We start from the raw sequence: 15,646 nt of genomic DNA, 5'->3' as shown, positions 1-15,646 counted from the left end.
ATGGTCTTTTTGGATTAAGCATGCATTAATGTTCAGCAAAAGCCGAACCCATTTCTTGAATCGCAAGAAAAGCAAGCAGCATCTATAGGCGGTCTGTCTTCATTTACAGGCACGTCGATAGATGTTTTTCTTGTTTTAAGAAAATTTTTGTATTTGTGTTGACAAAATGAAAACGTATACATATAATAAAAGTACAGTATGGTTTCTCTCCACTCCTATCCAAAAACTGTGTTGCTCCAAAATGGGCGACAGGCCGCGACTTTCGCGGTCTTTTTTTTAATAAATTATCAATTTGGACTTGTATTTCTTTGTTTCTGTGGGTACAATTTCTTTAACCTCGCCCCACTTAAAATGTACCAGCGTTGGCTCGCCCGGTACAATTTTCTCGACTAGAAGCTCGACAGATCTTCTTTTATCATCTTCTTCGAGAACTTCAATAGCTTCTGCAAAATCCTTAAGTACATCGTCATAGTCTCCAAAGGATTTTGACACCGGCAATGGGATCTTATCCAGCAATTGATGTATTTCATGTTTTCGCTTTTCGTATCGTCTTATTATGCTGTTGTACTGTTCTTCATTAATCTTTTGATGGAGGTAGTAGTCGTCGAAAACTTGTTGTTCTGCACGTTCGATATTTTGCAGTTCATCCTGAAGTTTACGAATGGAATTTAGACTTTTGTCTTCAGTTCCTGCGAGTTCAGGCAAAATATGAGCCGGTTCGAATTTTTCTTCGGCAACCCTGCCTAAAAGGCTAATGACAGCAGCATTCAGTGAGGCTTGATCAAGGTTCGGACTTTTACAATTACCTGTTTCGATTTTACGGCTGCATACATATTTTCGATTGTTTTTGTGGTTAAAATATCTTGAGTGCATTCTTGATCCGCAAACTGGGCAAATCAGAATAGAAGAGAGCAATTGCCGTTGTTTTCCTTTCCAGACATTACTCTCACCAAACAATGTTGATTGAATGTAGCAGAAGTCATCCCACGAAACAAACTCAGGACATTCTAGCAATGGATAGTATTTATCTTTCCATTTTTGCATAGCAGCGTAGGTCGGATTTTGTAGCATATACCGTACCCGCCTAGGCGCCCATTCTCTCCCAGTCTTTGTTTTGAATCCTTGGCTATTCAACCATTTTGAAATTAGGTAAGTTCCCTTTCCATCCTTCGCCATTTGAAAGGCTTTTCTGATGTAGTAACTTACTTCAAAATCTTCAATAAATCCATAACCATCTTTTTTCTTGAGCATACCATATGGAGCCGGTCCACCGTTCCAACGTCCTTTTTCGGCGTTGGTTTTTTTAGTTTCATTCATTGTATCGCTTAAGCTATCACTATAATACTCGTTCATGTCTACTAAGATACCAGCTACGAAGCGACCATTCGCAGTACTAAAATCTACGGCTTCTGATGCAGAACAGATATCGATATTTAACGTCTTTAAAGTTTCGTGGATAGCCTGGAAATCCTTTCTTAAACGAGTAAGTCGGGATAGGTTAAAGAAAACAAATTTCTTAACTGCGGGCCTATTTTCAACGTACTTCAATGCATCCATCAGTCCAGGGCGCTTAGTGTATTTTATACGGAATCCTGAATAGTCGATATCTTTAAATACTTTGACTAATTTAAATCCGTTAAATTCACAAAACGCTTCAATTTTTCTTAACTGAGTTTGCTCCGAAATATCCTCTTTGTCCTGTCGCTCATCACTTTGGCGGATATATCCAACAGCTTCAATTACAGTAGACTCTACTTTCTTATTAGCCACTACCATTTTTTAATTTCACCCCCTTTCCAGAAGATGCTGACATTGTGTTCCTAACACGTTTCTGCTCAGATTAGAATCTTCTTCGTAACTCAACGACCTTCCCAATTATCTCTACCTTAGACGAATCAACAATTGTTGGCTGCAATCTCGGGTTTGAAGGCATGAGAATACAGATGTTGCCTTCGCATTTTATTCTCTTAACTGTGGCTGTTTCACCTTCTATAGCAACAACAGCTATATCAGTGGAAGAGACTTCTTTCTGTCTTACACAAACCACAATATCCCCCTCAGAAATATTGTCTCCAATCATGCTATCTCCTTTGACGCGTAAACAAAAAGCTTCCTGGCCTCTTACAACAGATTTATTTATGTATTCGATATCTTCAATTAATTCAATCCGATCTATTGGTTGCCCAGCTGCGATCGAACCGAGCAGAGGGACCTTGATTAAATTGTCTGCAATATATTGAGCTGGTGTTTCTTCAATGATCAAGGCTTTATTGAGATCTCGTTTAAGTTCTTTTAAATAGTTGAGCTTAGATATTTTCTCTTTAATCTCTTTCGGAGCTTTTTCAATAAGTGCAGCTGTGAGCAATTCTTCAACATCCCCACCAGTAACTGCGGCGAGTGCTCTATTCAATTCCTCGGTTGCTGGATTCTCCGTTTTGCCATTTTGTAATTGACTAATATAGCCCTTACTAACCTTATATCCATACTGTTCTAGCTTCTCGGATATCACGGAAAGAGATAACCCTGAATTCTTTATATAGCTCCTCAGCAACTCATAGTAATTCAATCGAGACACTCCTTTCATTTGATATTAATTGTATTTTCGTTTCAGTAAAAAGTCAACAAAATAATTCAGTTTTTAGTATTGACTGGAACGATATTACCGTTTACTATTTACTTAACGACATCGTTCACTGAATACTAAACGGTTGGAGGTGATAATCATGAAATACGCCGAGATTCTACATTTAGCTATAAGAGAAAGCGGATGGTCTTATTCCCAAATTGCTGAACGATGCAAGGTTCATAAAAGAAATGTCTCTCCGTCTTACTTAAGTAAAATTTCCAGAGGGTTCATGCCACCGCCTTCGGATGAGGTCAATAGAGCACTTGCTTCTGCGCTTTCACCTGTCACTTCATTGACTTATGAAAAGTTAGCGTTAGCAAAGTACAAAGAAATCATTCCGGAGGATGTGCTTGAGGCTTTAGCATCTGGACAATGAAGGAGGCCAACATGAATAGCCTTGCTGATATCATCGACCGTTTGAATCGAATGGGAATTGATCCATCTGATTTAAATTCGGAAATCGAGCAATTGGAGAATGAAATTAACATTTTCTTGAAAGGGGAGGGATTGAAATGTCAGCCCGAACGCTCGAACCTTATGAACGCGAATTTCTGAAGATACTTGCCAAAGGAATAAAGATACGCAGGGAGCAACAAAGAGAAGGAGTCATTAAAAAATGATGAATGCTCTTGTCATACCAACGGTGTGCGAGCATCTATAGATCGCACACCTGAACATCTTGAAAGGAGCTTAAGCATGATCCCAAAAGAATTATTGCAAGATCGCTATTGGAAGGGTTTGTTGCACATATTTTCTCAGAATCAAAAGCTTAATCAATTCATTACATCGCACATTGATTTCGATGAACTATCCATTAATGCAACTGGACTTATTAAATTATCATCACCGTGGAGCCCTTCAGAAAAATTCATGCTGAATCTGGCGCTTCATCTTTACAACGAAAACTACACTTTCAATCTATCCGATATGGATCGCCTTGATCCAATCAACAAAAAAATTGCATTCAAAGCTATTCAGATGCGATTTGCATAGGGGGATAAGGAATTGAAACGAGAGGTAATGGTGGAACAAGCGAAGGCAGCTGGACAAGCAGCCGAACATAACCTGATGGTTATTGCTCGGAACCCAGAAGTAATGAATACTCCGAAAAAGTTCTTGGACGGGGTTATGTATCTCAACAAAATGATTTCTTTCGCAGAGATGGAAATGAAAAATGCCCACCGGCCAGGGTGGACATCATTTAAAACGTACTTTTTAAAACACCTGTCGTTAATTTTAAATGCTGTTCGACAGAAAAGCAAGGGGGCAACGTTATGACAGACGCCTTGAAACTTGGACAAGCCTATGTAAAAGCATCAGTTGAGCTTCGTTCCAATACAGATCAGCTTGAAGAAATGCTTGAAAACGGAAAAGTGGATTCACCTGAATTTACTGAACTATGGCTGAAGCGAGATGAAGCGTACACGGCTTGGAATAATGCCGCCCTTCTCTTACGAGAACTGCCTGTTGAGGGAATGTCAATAGTAGTAACTGAGATTTTCAAGATGCAAACCAGATTGGCCTGCATCTAATGGACAGAGCTTCGGCCCTGTCTGCCACCGTCGCAAGGTTTTTATAACCTTTCTCCTTTCGGCGGTGGCAGATGCGGCCGACGCATCAAAAAAGAGATCCTCCGGGTTAGGAGCCGGAAGATCTCGGGCATTACAAATATTTCACGACTATTGTAACACATCTTTTTCGCCCAGGTAAGGGGGGAGGGGAAATGAGCGTTTTAAAGGGCGATATCGTTCGGACGAACAGCGGAGAAACAGGTGAGGTAACGGATGTTTGGGGTCTCGCCAGTACCTTCTTGCGCTTAAAAAAGGAAGATGGGAAAACCAAGCCTATTTTTGAGTCGGATGTTATTGAGATCATCAAGCGTCCTAAATCACCATCCCGTGGAAGGAGGTGATAACTATGAACGTGGATATCGCAAAGCTTGCTGGTGGAGCCATGCAAGAACGGATTAATCGTGAGCTGAAGAAGGTCGCCGAAAACATACTCGATCCAAACACAAAGGCGGATGCAGTCCGAACAGTGACAATTAGCATCAAGATCAAGCCGAACGAAGCTCGGCAGATGGCTTCTAGTGACATTGAAGTCAAATCTTCACTAGCTCCGGCTAAAGGAGTACCAACGGCTTTCATATTCGATTATGACAAAGAAGGCAAAGCAGTTATTAAAGAGCTTAGTACCGGACAAGATCGGGACCAACTGGCAATGAATGATGCTGGTGAGATCGTGGATGGTGTTGGAGAAACACCATCTCCAAAAGTCGTAAACGGAAGATTCCGTTGATCTTTGAAAAATGAATAATGGAGGAATTATCAATGATTAAAGAGGCTATCGAGAAAATACTGAGCCTGGCGGCTATTAACACGACGACTATCGGCAATCAGGTTTACACAAACAGTGAACTTCGAAGAGTGAGTGAAGCTGTTACGGACACTCTGAAGGTTCGCAACCTGCAAGGCATCGTGGATTACTTGAAGAACAACTTTGACGAGAAGTTGCCAGTCATCGTTCATGTGATTTCACCAACTCAGGTCCATGTCGTTACGGAATTCAATCGTGATCTCAGCCGGAGTACCTTGATTGAGGCTACCGCGTTGTTGCCGGAAATTAACTTTGGCCGTTTTCATGATGTCGAGAACTTCAACATCTTGCTGCAATCGTGCTTCGTAGATACAGAATTCAAACACCGTGTACTCGCCATTGTCGGAAACGTGGTTGACGAGAAGGTTGTAACCGTCGGCGACAACGGCATTAGCCAGCAAGTGACTGCAAAGGCAGGCATTGCAACGGTCGAACCAGTTGTTCTGCCGAATCCTGTTTGGCTAAAACCTTACCGCACTTTTGTGGAGATCGAGCAGCCAGAAAGTGCCTTTGTCTTCCGGATGAAAGATGGACCTTCAGCTGCCTTGTTTGAAGCTGATGGCGGCGCTTGGAAGCTCGATGCAATCGAGCGAATCAAGCTTTATTTCAATCAAGAGTTGGAGCAATTGATTACAGATGGTCAGGTTATCATTGTCGGTTAGTTGATACTTATAAATTCGGGAGGGGAATACCCTCCCGATCCATTAGAAGGAGGGTTCAACGTGTTGCAGCAGGCCTTGCAAAAGCTTCAGAAGGAAGTCGGAGAAAAGCATGATAAAAAATACGTTCAGCATGTGGGGGCTTTCCTGATTAGTTATGTACGTCAACATCCTGAACATGCAGCTTTTATCCTTACCGAAGGAAAAACCATATCTGCCAGCATCGGCATGATGAGATCGGAAGCTATGAAAAGTGATGGAGTACTGACGGATGAGGAAGGTTTTAATGTTGCCCTAAAGTACTTTGGGATACCTATCAAAAATGAACAGCAGGCTGTTGAGATACCTGAGTTAAACGTATCGTCCATTGACGACTTGTTATAGGAGGATTGGCATGAGCAAATTCAATGAACACAAGGCTCATTTTGGTCCGATCAGTGAAGACGTTATGGATTACGTCACTAATGAAGTTTTGCTCAGAAGTCGTTATTTGTTTACTCAAACTTCAGCAAGAATTCAGTTCGCCTATTGCACACATTGCAATCAAAGACATAAGCCTGAAATTCCGTTGAAACACAATAGTAAAGCTGTATGCCCTAAATGTAATTCGACCTGCACCGTGAAAAAGAGCCATGTCGGAAGGAAGTACATGGTGGACAAGGCATTTGTGGTTTATTATCAAAAATCCATTTTAGACCCAGCAATCATGACGGCTATAGGGCTCTACGTACAAAGAGATTATCGCGGTGATTTCAAAAAGGTCGAAACATTATATCGACCTTCATGTAGTTATGTTTTTCAAATGGGGAATAGCTCGATGTTTTATACGGGCTATTACAACCAAAAAAATTGGTATGAAAATAAGAACATTACTTCCGAGTACAGTCTCTACAAAAACGGTACGCCTTGTTACTATTCCCGCGAAAGTATACGGAAGGCGATTGAAGGTACTCCCTTTAAATATAGTACATGGGATGAATACGACGAACAGGATATGACCAAGTTCTTTGGTCTCTATTCTAAGTATCCTTGCATCGAGTATCTAACCAAAATGGGCTATAGGTATTTTGTACACGCCAAGTTATACGGCACTAAAACTTATGGAGCTATTAAATGGTCAGGAAAAACGGTTGAACAGATTTTAAAGCTGAACAAGCAGGATCTTCACGAGATTAGACAACACGATGATATTGACGCTCTTACTCTTCGGCTTTACCAAATAACCAGAAAAGACAACAATCGGCCTTCCCTGAAGGAGATTAAAAGCTTCGTTAAGCGCACTGGGGACTGTTTCGAGGAATTAAAGCCGATGTTGAAATTCCAGAATTTCAGACGGTGTGTGGCTTACATGGACAAGCAAATTAAAAAGAATCCAAGGTCATTCCGAAGGGCCACTGATGTCCTGACCATGTGGAAAGATTACATTTCAGATTGTAAAAATCTTGGATTAGATCTTAAACGCTCTAATATTGTGTTTCCTTCCAATTTGCATGAAGCACATCAAGACACAATCAAACAAGTTGAAATCAAAGTATCTATAGAAGCTGAACGGAAGATAAAAGAGCGATCAGAGATACTTGAGAAATTGAAATTCTCATATAACGGATTCGTTGTTCGAGCTGCTAAATCTGCAAAGGAAATAATTGATGAAGGTAAAGCCCTTAGTCATTGCGTAGGGAGCTATGCCTCAGATCATGCAGACGGTAAGACGAATATCTTAATGATTCGTAAGGTAGCTGATCCTGAGACTCCATTCTATACCATGGAGGTTAAAGACGGCAGAGTTGTCCAGACGTATGGATACGATAATTTCTTACCTACTGGTGACGTGCTGGAACTTATAGATAGGTTCAAGCTTGAAAAGCTAGCAAAGGCAAGAAAAAGAACACCTCAAAATAGAGCCAAAGAGACGGAGGCGGCAGTATGACCACGGAAAAGAAAAGCACAGCCACTAAGAAATCACAAACAGCAACCAAAACAAAGGAAAAGGCCACAAAACCAGCTCCTGCTAAAACGGAACTAGCAACCGTAAATGTGGAAGAAACAGCCTTAGCCAATAGAACTCCAGATGTTATTGCAACGGAGATCCGTGATATTGATCAGAAAGCACGTCAGCATGCGATCCGTTCCGCAATAGAGATCGGGGAGAAATTGATTGAAGCAAAGGCACTTGTTAAACATGGAGATTGGGCCAATTGGCTGAATGAGAACGTTAATTATAGCCAGTCTACAGCCAACAACTTTATGCGTGTGGCGACGGAATACAAAGAGTTAAATTCCCAAATGCTTGCGAATTTGAGCTATTCCCAAGCGGTGGCCTTGCTTTCCGTAAAGGCTGAAGAACGAGAAGCCTTTGTTGAAGAAAACAACGCTGCTGAAATGTCCGCCCGAGAGCTCCAGGCAGCGATTAAGGAGAAGCAAGAACTTGAACGCCTGCTTCAAGAGGAACGCGAACGGATCAAAGCCGAGCAAATGGCTCTTGAGGAAGAGAGACAACAACGTGAAGAATTGCAACGGGATTATGAATATGAAACGGAACTTCGAAAAAAGTTTCAGGATGATCTCATTAAGGCCCAGGAAGCAGCTGCAAAGGTACCGACACAGGGAACAGCAGAAAGCAAAGCCAAAGCGGTTGATCTTCGGAAGGCCGAGAAGGCTCTGTCCGAATCACAGCAGCGTATAGCCGCACTTGAGGCAGATATGAAGGCAAAGGAAGAAGAACTGAACGCGAAGGTCGAAGCAGCCGTCAAGGAACGCGAAAAAGAAATGGCTGAGCAAGTACGAAAGCGCGAAGAGGAAGCTGCCCAGCAGGTGGCCGAGCTCCAGGAACAACTCCGAAAGAACAACAATACAGCGGCGATTAAAGCGAAGTTACACTTCGATGCATTGGTTGGCGATTTTAAAGAACTCATCGGGCTGTCGCCTTGCTGGAGAACGAAGAACAGAAGAAAGCAATCTCGGAGCGGCTTGCCGCATTGTGTGACGATATGAAAGCAAAGCTGTGATGACTCGATGTTCTTCTTTTTCGAGCAGTTCATGAGTGGACAAGTCTGCGAGATCATCAAGAATGATCCTCGCCATGGTACAATGCCCAAACTGTTTCCGGATCGCATAGGGGAACGAATTGTTATCGCTAAAATAGTCGGTGACTATGCCTGGTGCCATGACGACAAGCCTGTTAAGTACAGGATTAATAAAAACGGTAAGAGAGTTGTTGAATTTGATCCTCGATGCGTGACGTCGCCGTATCCTCTTGATCAGTTAAAGGCAATCAAATGAAAAGTAGGAGGTAAGGCATGAAAGCCATAACCATAATCCAACCATGGGCGACCCTGATCGCCCTTGGTGAAAAGCAGTTCGAAACGCGAAGCTGGTCTACGAAGCACCGTGGCGAGTTGGCGATCCATGCTGGCAAGAAGATCGACCGGGAAGCGTGCCAAACGGAGCCGATTCGGTCCACGCTGGCAAAGCACGGATATACGGCGGACAATCTGCCAACCGGGGCTGTTGTGGCAATAGCGAATATGAAAGACTGCTTACAGTCAGTAGATACTTGGACAGATGGATATGTTCTCGAAAATGGTTCTTTTGTTTATACCCCAGAATATGAGTTTGGTGATTTCACGCCTGGCCGGTATGGATGGCAGATGTCAAATGTTCAGCAGCTGAGAGAGCCGATCCCGGCTAAGGGGCAACAAGGGCTGTGGAATTGGGAGAAGACTTCATGAAACATGCTGAATGGAAATTAGAAACCGTTTGGGTGGCGCGCGATGAACAAGGGAATATCATCCGCGCTTCGGACTACTCTCCAGGCGAGCTCTTACAACAGGCCGAGGAACTGCGCCAAAAGGCGAAAGGGGAATATGTGAGATGAGGAAGCTTCTCATTGATGAAGGAAAACAAGTATTAAAGAGTTTGAAGGCTGAACATTTGCACCATGAGGCAGAAATTGTTGCTTCGATGGTTCAGGAAATTGAGGATGAATACCGTAAAAGTTCGGCTCGATCAAATCTGAAAAAAGGCGATGCTGTTGTTATGCATACCTGCATGGAAGCAAGTCTTCCTAAATATTCTGGACGGATATGGACTTGTAGAACGGACGCCTTCCGATCCAAGGGACATGATTACGATACTGTTTTTCTGGAAGGGTTCAGCGGAAGCTTCTCAGCCGAATTTCTTCAAAAGGTCGATGTATCAGCAATAATTGAACCTTTCATTGATTCAACTGCCGGTGAACTCGCTGCTGCGGAACGTAACTGGAGGGAAAAAGGAGAAGAGAACAGAAGACTTCGATTCGTTCTAGACGAAACCCGGAGTATTCTTGGCAATGCTTATGAGTTGGGGGACCTCCATACGCCATTTGAAGGAGCTATTGAGAGTATTCTAGACCGGATCGAGCGAGCCCTTGCAGGTCGTTGGCTAAAGGTCGGGGATACAGTGTCTATCCTTTCATCCGGAATAACGGGGGTTTTAGCGGATATTCAATATGAACATGATCGTTATCAATTCAAACATATAAGCGGCTGGATGTATGGCATTTCAGATCTGGTTGGTAAAGAAGGTGAAGCGGCATGCCAAGAATGACAACTCAAGCTGAGATCCGACAAAGCATCCTAGATCTCCGAAGAATCTATAGTAATCTGTCCGACCAGAAGTTTTCCGTATGGTACAGCAAAAAATACAAGGTTAAAGCAAATGAAGTATATAACATCATCCAGCAGGAGGGGAGAGCTAATGCCTAACGATGCAGGCAGGTATTCGAAGGAAGAAGTTATTGCCTCGGGGTTGCCCTACTACATCCCAAAAAGCAAACGCTGGACTCAGACGCCGTATCCTTTCGCGATTCTAATCTCAAAATCCCGGTGCGAACGTTTCGGGATGCCGATCTTAGGCAGTGGTCGAGAGAGGCCTTCAGCGTTTCTCTACTCAGCTAGTGCAGGCACAGGGACGGAGGATCGAAAGCATAGATACATTCCATTGTACGACCGCACAGATGCCCTGTCGGGGGATGAGTCCATCAGGCTCTATCCCCACGAAATCATGAAACCGGGTGATTAACATGAACTACATCGCAGAACTGAACGCCTTCATCGATTGGCTCGAAATAAATCCGTTGGAGCCAACCACACAAACTTTGTGGATGCATTTAATGGCCATCGCAAATAAGAGTGGTTGTCCAGAGTGGTTTACAGTAGCCAATCCCCTGTTACAGGCAAAGGTAGGCGTCACAGAAAACACCTTGATCAAACATCGAAATTATCTGGTTCAAAAAGGCCGGATTGAATATAAGTCGCAAGGGAAACAAAAGGCCGGAAGGTATAAAATTATCCACTTTACCTCAGATATTGCGGTAAACCATGAGGTAAAAGGTGAGGCAAACCATGAGGTAAACCGTGCGGCAAAAGGTTCAGCGTTATTAAAAGATCTTAATTCTTCTTCTGCTTCTTCATCTTCATACGAATCGTATTATGCGGCACACAACCGAGTCTTCGGATTCGATTGTAATCCACACCAAAGCAAGCTGCTGGGAAGTTACATTGACCAAGATGGTATGGAAGAGGCGGTTGTGATACGGGCGATTGAACGGGCTGGCGCGGCGTCAACGGGATACAACTTTAATCTAATAATCCGTATCCTTGACGATTATTTTCATTCCGGTGCTATCAAATTGGAGCAGGCTGTTGCACTAGATCGTCAATTCGATCAGAGAAAACGAAACGAAAGAGCTCCGGCATCTACACCGGCTAGAAAAGCCAAGATTCACAGTTTTGCAGATCTAGCGAAAGGAGCAGCCGTCCATGACGCTTGAAGAGATCGGAAAGCTTTTTGATACCATCGTGGATTATTATCCATCCTTCAACGGGGATCTAAAGAAAATGCAGAACTGGCTAACCACGTTGAAGAATGTTTCCCTGGAGGTGGCTATCAGGAACCTCCATGAGTACGCGAGCGACCCAGACAATAAATACCCTCCACATCCCGGTGCACTGGCAAGCAAACGAACAGAGGCCGACCGTTACCACGAAATGATGCGCCAGAACGGAGCACAAACCGTCAAGAGCTACAGCCAATTACGCGAAGGTGTCACTCCACCAACCGAAGAACAACGCAGAAAGGTGCGTGAATTACTTGGATAAATCACTTTTACCAAACAGCATGGTTTCCGAGCAAGCTACGCTCGGGGCAATCATGGTCGATCCCAAAGGCTTCATCCATGTATCAGATTTACTTCTTCCGGATTACTTCTTTTCGGATCAGCACCGAATGATTTATGAATCCATGCTGGAACTCGACGACGAAGGAAAGGGAACGGATCTCGTCAATGTGGTGGGTCGCCTACAGGAGAAAAAGCAAATCGAGGATGTGGGGGGCGTTAGCTATTTATCTAAGCTGTCACGAGCGGTGCCGACTTCTTCATCTGCTGAGATCGGCAACTATGCGGAGGTTATTAAAGACCGATATTTGCAGCGACGAACCATCATTGAGTTGGAACATCAGCTCGCTGCTGCATGGGAGGCCGATACCGGTCAACAAGCTATAGCTTACTTCCAAGCAGCTGCCAGCGTGTTGTCAGATAAAGCAGCGAAGCCGAAGGAATTCCGCACGATGCGTGAGGTTGCGATGGCGGCTTTCGATCTTTTGGAATACCGATATGTGAATTCAGGGAATGAAGTAACGGGTATACCTTCAGGATATCCGGATTTGGATCGCATGACTTCAGGATTTCAAAACTCAGATTTAATCATTGTTGCTGCGCGTCCATCAGTTGGTAAAACGGCATTCGCCTTGAATATTGCTCAAAATGCAGCTGTACAAGCTGGAAAAAAGGTCGCGTTGTTCAGCCTGGAGATGTCAGTTGAACAATTAGCCCTTCGGATGATGAGCGCCGAACAGCATATAGACGCCAATCGCATGAGAACCGGCTTTATGCGACCAGAGGATTGGGAAAGGGCTACCCAAGCTGTTGTAACGTTAGGGAATTCGAATTTATTCCTGGACGACTCTTCTTCATTGACAGTAATGGAGATTATAAATAAATGTCGGAGGCTCAAAGAAAAATTCGGACTGGATATGATCGTCATTGATTACCTTCAGCTGATTTCAGGCAACGGACGCACTGAGAACCGTCAGCAAGAAGTGTCCGAAATATCTCGGAAATTGAAGCAGCTGGCCCGAGAACTGAATGTGCCGGTCATTGCTTTGTCCCAGCTAAGCCGAGCAGTTGAACAACGAGCAGACAAACGGCCGATGTTATCCGATCTTCGGGAATCCGGATCGATTGAGCAGGACGCGGACATAGTGGCCTTCCTGTACCGGGATGACTACTACGACAAGGAATCCGAGAAGAAGAATATCATCGAAATCATTATAGCTAAACAGCGGAACGGACCGGTTGGTACGGTCGAGCTAGTGTTCCAAAAGGAATACAACAAGTTTCTTAATCTTGAGCGTCGGCATGAAAGGGCAGGGTAACTATGGACACCAGAATTATTGTTAAGTCGGTCATCCCTCATATTGGAACCGTACAGATGGTTAAAGCTATGAAGCAAGTGTTTGACCAATATGACGTGTGTAAGAGGACACCAGGTAATCCAGAACGAGAAGATTATGTGAGAGAAATCGAGGATGCTGTGAACCGACTGTCGGATAAAGAGAAAGAGGTCATTAAAGAGCGATACATGGTTGACTCATACCGCATGGATTATCAGGTCTATAACTTTCATTTAACAAAGCCAATATCGAAAGATACTTTTACCAAGATTCGAAATAATGCATTTGCGAAATTGTACATCTCATTAAGTGACAAAGGGATACTGAAGATACAGGGGGGAGGACGGGACAGTGATACATGACTTGGGAGCAGCAAGTTTACAGAACTATAAGATGTCGTTGAGAATCGCAGAACGAGCATATCGACTAGCTCATAAACGGGCAGATGCCGACGATAAGAAAGTAATCTCCGGCATGATCAGCGATTGCGAATATATCATTGAATGGCTTGAAACCGGACGGCGACCAGGAAATAAACGAGGCATTGAACGTCGGGCGGCATACCAACGCGAAAAGCTGGTTGATCCGTTAAGAATGCAGGCATATGTAAGAAACACTAAAGCCGGTGGTCCGAGCAACCTCAGTGATTGGGAGAGATTTCAGATTGAGGATGCATTATCGAGGCTTTCTGAACGTGAACGTGATTGCTATACGATGGCGCACGGTGAATGTTTTTCATTTCAAGAAATCGCTGACTTCTTGGGGATATCGAAAGGGACTGTTGAAGAATACATTGAACGAGCACAACGAAAAATTTCAGAGGATCTTCAATCAAGCCTATTCCTTATCGGATAGGCTCTTTTTTTGTCTTACGAAAGCCACCTATAGATGAAAGCTATAAATGATTGAACACTTATAGTTTTCAATTTTCTTCATAACCTTTTGCCGCTCTCTTATGAGGGCGGTCCTTTTTAAGAGAGGGGAAATTAAATTGACTTGTATTGTTGGTCTTGAAGATGACGGAAAAGTATTTATTGGTGGAGATAGCGCCGGGGTGGCTGGATTGAGTCTTATGATTCGAGCAGACGAGAAAGTATTTACTAAAGGGGAATTCCTCTTTGGGTTTACTTCTTCTTTCCGTATGGGGCAGTTGCTTCGATATAAGCTAGAGATTCCTTATCACAAACCTGAAATGGGCAATTACGAATATATGGTAAGCGAATTTGTAGAGGCCGTCAGAAAATGTTTGAAAGCCGGAGGATATGCTCAGGTTGTCAATTCCGAAGAATTTGGTGGGAAATTTCTTGTTGGCTATCGAGGGGAGCTGTTTGTAATCGAGGGAGATTACCAAGTTGGTCGTCCAGAATGCGGTTATCATGCAGTAGGTTGCGGCGATGATATCGCGAATGGCAGTCTCTTCACCAGCGGCCGCAATTTCGATATGAGTCCGAGTGAAAGGGTTCGAGAGGCTTTGAAAGCAGCTGAACAGTTCAGTGCAGGCGTACGAGGTCCATTTCGAGTGGTGAATACGTCGTGAAAATTGGCAAAGTGATTTCTTTTAGACGGAGGCAACCGAAACAATGCAAAGGTTGTATCTGGGGAGAATGGACGGGAACAAAACAGTTTTGCGGCAGAGTAATATGCCAACGTACTGAAAATCAAGGAAAGGAATTGGTGACAGATGAACAATCAATCAGAGTCATTCGTTGAGAGTGTTCGAATAATCGTTCAAAAGCTCGTGCAAAAAATCAGAGAGTTTTTTTCGGAAGTCATGGATCTTGTAAGGCGAAGCCCAATCTTTAAATCACTCATGAATGTTTGTATCATTCGTCACCGAAAAAAGCTTTTTAGAGATTTCTTTCAAGAGGTTCCGTCAGTGAAGGTGTATCGAAGTCAGATTTACTTACGGCCAATTCCGGCCAGAGCTCGAAGTCGTTGTTAATTCGATCAAGGAGGGTTTGATTATGAATGAGTCGCTGAACAAGAGTGGTCTTGAATCTGGAGGAATTGCAAAGGGCGAAACACTATCTATCGATGCACCAGAGATGACGATTCCCATTACGAAGGAGGGGGCTGAAAGACTATCACGAGCGCGATTGGCAAGTGTTCTTTCACCTGCGCCAACCATTGAACAGAGACTTATGGCCGCATTGGGTGACGAGTATTCGTACCAGGTCGTTTATTACAACCGGAGTGAAGGGGCGACAAGCGCCATTCAAAAGATCGTAAAAGCACAGACATCGATCATCGTGGCTGGAGTTCATGGAAATAAAGATAACTATCGTAGGGCAGGAATTCCGTACAAGGATTATCGAGAATTGTTTGCTCGTTTAAGCACTCCATTATATTTAAGAAATGCTGAAGCTGTCATTCTCGATATTGTCCCTGAAAGTGAGCTAAGGAAAATAAGAGCAGCCGTCTTACCATTTGTAAGGAAACTGATTGTTTTAAAAAGCATCTGAATAAAAGGTATCTAAACGAGATATTCCCAAAC

General features: G+C 43.5%; 23 protein-coding genes. 21 read left to right on the top strand and 2 right to left on the bottom strand.

Translation table 11 applies throughout. The annotated features are described in order from the left end of the window. Positions 1–276: 276 nt before the first annotated feature. Together XI25_RS21175 and XI25_RS31545 are read right to left on the bottom strand one after the other, a co-directional pair. Entirely contained in the window at positions 277–1,776 is a 1,500-nt protein-coding gene (locus XI25_RS21175) for a recombinase family protein (protein WP_046680119.1), read from the bottom strand. A gap of 64 nt (positions 1,777–1,840) precedes the next feature. Beyond that, a complete protein-coding gene (locus tag XI25_RS31545; protein ID WP_052759704.1) occupies positions 1,841–2,566 on the bottom strand; it encodes a helix-turn-helix domain-containing protein in 726 nt (241 codons plus the stop codon). A gap of 157 nt (positions 2,567–2,723) precedes the next feature. Between XI25_RS31545 and XI25_RS21165 the strand changes: the two genes are divergently transcribed. The 21 genes from XI25_RS21165 (at position 2,724) to XI25_RS21060 (ending at position 15,614) form a co-directional block, all read left to right on the top strand. Then, positions 2,724–3,002, top strand: coding sequence for a helix-turn-helix domain-containing protein (locus tag XI25_RS21165; RefSeq protein ID WP_046680118.1), 279 nt, complete (start codon positions 2,724–2,726; stop codon positions 3,000–3,002). A gap of 11 nt (positions 3,003–3,013) precedes the next feature. After that, complete coding sequence (locus tag XI25_RS33465; RefSeq protein ID WP_160308942.1) at positions 3,014–3,181, top strand: hypothetical protein; 168 nt, start codon at positions 3,014–3,016, stop codon at positions 3,179–3,181. A gap of 141 nt (positions 3,182–3,322) precedes the next feature. Then, entirely contained in the window at positions 3,323–3,619 is a 297-nt protein-coding gene (locus XI25_RS21155) for a hypothetical protein (RefSeq protein ID WP_046680116.1), read from the top strand. A 12-nt stretch (positions 3,620–3,631) separates the two neighbouring features. Beyond that, positions 3,632–3,904, top strand: a complete 273-nt coding sequence (locus XI25_RS21150; protein ID WP_046680115.1) for a hypothetical protein — start codon at positions 3,632–3,634, stop codon at positions 3,902–3,904. Beyond that, positions 3,901–4,158 carry a hypothetical protein gene (locus XI25_RS21145; protein ID WP_046680114.1) on the top strand — a complete coding sequence of 86 codons (258 nt, stop codon included), beginning with the start codon at positions 3,901–3,903 and terminating at the stop codon, positions 4,156–4,158. The genes XI25_RS21150 and XI25_RS21145 overlap by 4 nt, the downstream gene beginning before the upstream one ends. Before the next feature lie 191 nt (positions 4,159–4,349). After that, positions 4,350–4,538, top strand: coding sequence for a hypothetical protein (locus tag XI25_RS21140; RefSeq protein ID WP_046680113.1), 189 nt, complete (start codon positions 4,350–4,352; stop codon positions 4,536–4,538). Between the two features lie 5 nt (positions 4,539–4,543). Further along, positions 4,544–4,924: a hypothetical protein gene (locus tag XI25_RS21135; RefSeq protein ID WP_082112456.1), complete on the top strand. Its 381-nt coding sequence runs from the start codon at positions 4,544–4,546 to the stop codon at positions 4,922–4,924. 32 nt (positions 4,925–4,956) lie between these two features. Further along, a complete protein-coding gene (locus tag XI25_RS21130; RefSeq protein WP_046680112.1) occupies positions 4,957–5,664 on the top strand; it encodes a hypothetical protein in 708 nt (235 codons plus the stop codon). 60 nt (positions 5,665–5,724) lie between these two features. Then, a complete protein-coding gene (locus tag XI25_RS21125; RefSeq protein WP_046680111.1) occupies positions 5,725–6,045 on the top strand; it encodes a hypothetical protein in 321 nt (106 codons plus the stop codon). A 10-nt stretch (positions 6,046–6,055) separates the two neighbouring features. Then, on the top strand, positions 6,056–7,588 hold the full coding sequence (locus XI25_RS21120; protein ID WP_046680110.1) for a PcfJ domain-containing protein: 1,533 nt from the start codon (positions 6,056–6,058) through the stop codon (positions 7,586–7,588). Next, positions 7,585–8,652: a DUF3102 domain-containing protein gene (locus tag XI25_RS31540; RefSeq protein ID WP_052759703.1), complete on the top strand. Its 1,068-nt coding sequence runs from the start codon at positions 7,585–7,587 to the stop codon at positions 8,650–8,652. The genes XI25_RS21120 and XI25_RS31540 overlap by 4 nt, the downstream gene beginning before the upstream one ends. Before the next feature lie 305 nt (positions 8,653–8,957). Then, positions 8,958–9,389: an ASCH domain-containing protein gene (locus XI25_RS21105; RefSeq protein WP_046680108.1), complete on the top strand. Its 432-nt coding sequence runs from the start codon at positions 8,958–8,960 to the stop codon at positions 9,387–9,389. Next, positions 9,386–9,535, top strand: coding sequence for a hypothetical protein (locus XI25_RS33460; RefSeq protein ID WP_160308941.1), 150 nt, complete (start codon positions 9,386–9,388; stop codon positions 9,533–9,535). The genes XI25_RS21105 and XI25_RS33460 overlap by 4 nt, the downstream gene beginning before the upstream one ends. Beyond that, positions 9,532–10,245 carry a hypothetical protein gene (locus XI25_RS35125; RefSeq protein ID WP_235440055.1) on the top strand — a complete coding sequence of 238 codons (714 nt, stop codon included), beginning with the start codon at positions 9,532–9,534 and terminating at the stop codon, positions 10,243–10,245. The genes XI25_RS33460 and XI25_RS35125 overlap by 4 nt, the downstream gene beginning before the upstream one ends. 475 nt (positions 10,246–10,720) lie before the next feature. Further along, a complete protein-coding gene (locus XI25_RS31535; RefSeq protein WP_052759702.1) occupies positions 10,721–11,470 on the top strand; it encodes a DnaD domain protein in 750 nt (249 codons plus the stop codon). Next, entirely contained in the window at positions 11,460–11,798 is a 339-nt protein-coding gene (locus XI25_RS21085) for a hypothetical protein (protein WP_046680106.1), read from the top strand. Before XI25_RS31535 ends, XI25_RS21085 begins: the two co-directional genes overlap by 11 nt. Continuing rightward, on the top strand, positions 11,782–13,134 hold the full coding sequence (dnaB, locus tag XI25_RS21080) for a replicative DNA helicase (protein ID WP_152669190.1): 1,353 nt from the start codon (positions 11,782–11,784) through the stop codon (positions 13,132–13,134). Before XI25_RS21085 ends, dnaB begins: the two co-directional genes overlap by 17 nt. Before the next feature lie 2 nt (positions 13,135–13,136). Continuing rightward, positions 13,137–13,514: a hypothetical protein gene (locus XI25_RS21075; RefSeq protein ID WP_052759701.1), complete on the top strand. Its 378-nt coding sequence runs from the start codon at positions 13,137–13,139 to the stop codon at positions 13,512–13,514. Then, positions 13,504–14,007 (top strand): sigma factor-like helix-turn-helix DNA-binding protein, encoded by a 504-nt coding sequence (locus XI25_RS21070; protein WP_152669189.1) that lies wholly within the window; start codon positions 13,504–13,506, stop codon positions 14,005–14,007. The genes XI25_RS21075 and XI25_RS21070 overlap by 11 nt, the downstream gene beginning before the upstream one ends. 136 nt (positions 14,008–14,143) lie before the next feature. Beyond that, entirely contained in the window at positions 14,144–14,689 is a 546-nt protein-coding gene (locus tag XI25_RS21065) for a hypothetical protein (RefSeq protein WP_046680105.1), read from the top strand. A 427-nt stretch (positions 14,690–15,116) separates the two neighbouring features. Further along, positions 15,117–15,614 (top strand): hypothetical protein, encoded by a 498-nt coding sequence (locus XI25_RS21060; protein WP_046680104.1) that lies wholly within the window; start codon positions 15,117–15,119, stop codon positions 15,612–15,614. The last annotated feature ends 32 nt before the right edge of the window (positions 15,615–15,646 follow it).

It is taken from the genome of Paenibacillus sp. DMB20 (genome assembly GCF_000987955.1).
Lineage (GTDB): Bacteria > Bacillota > Bacilli > Paenibacillales > Paenibacillaceae > Paenibacillus_AQ.
The sequence above is the reverse complement of the archived record's forward strand: the minus strand, read 5'-3'. Positions and strand labels throughout refer to the sequence as shown.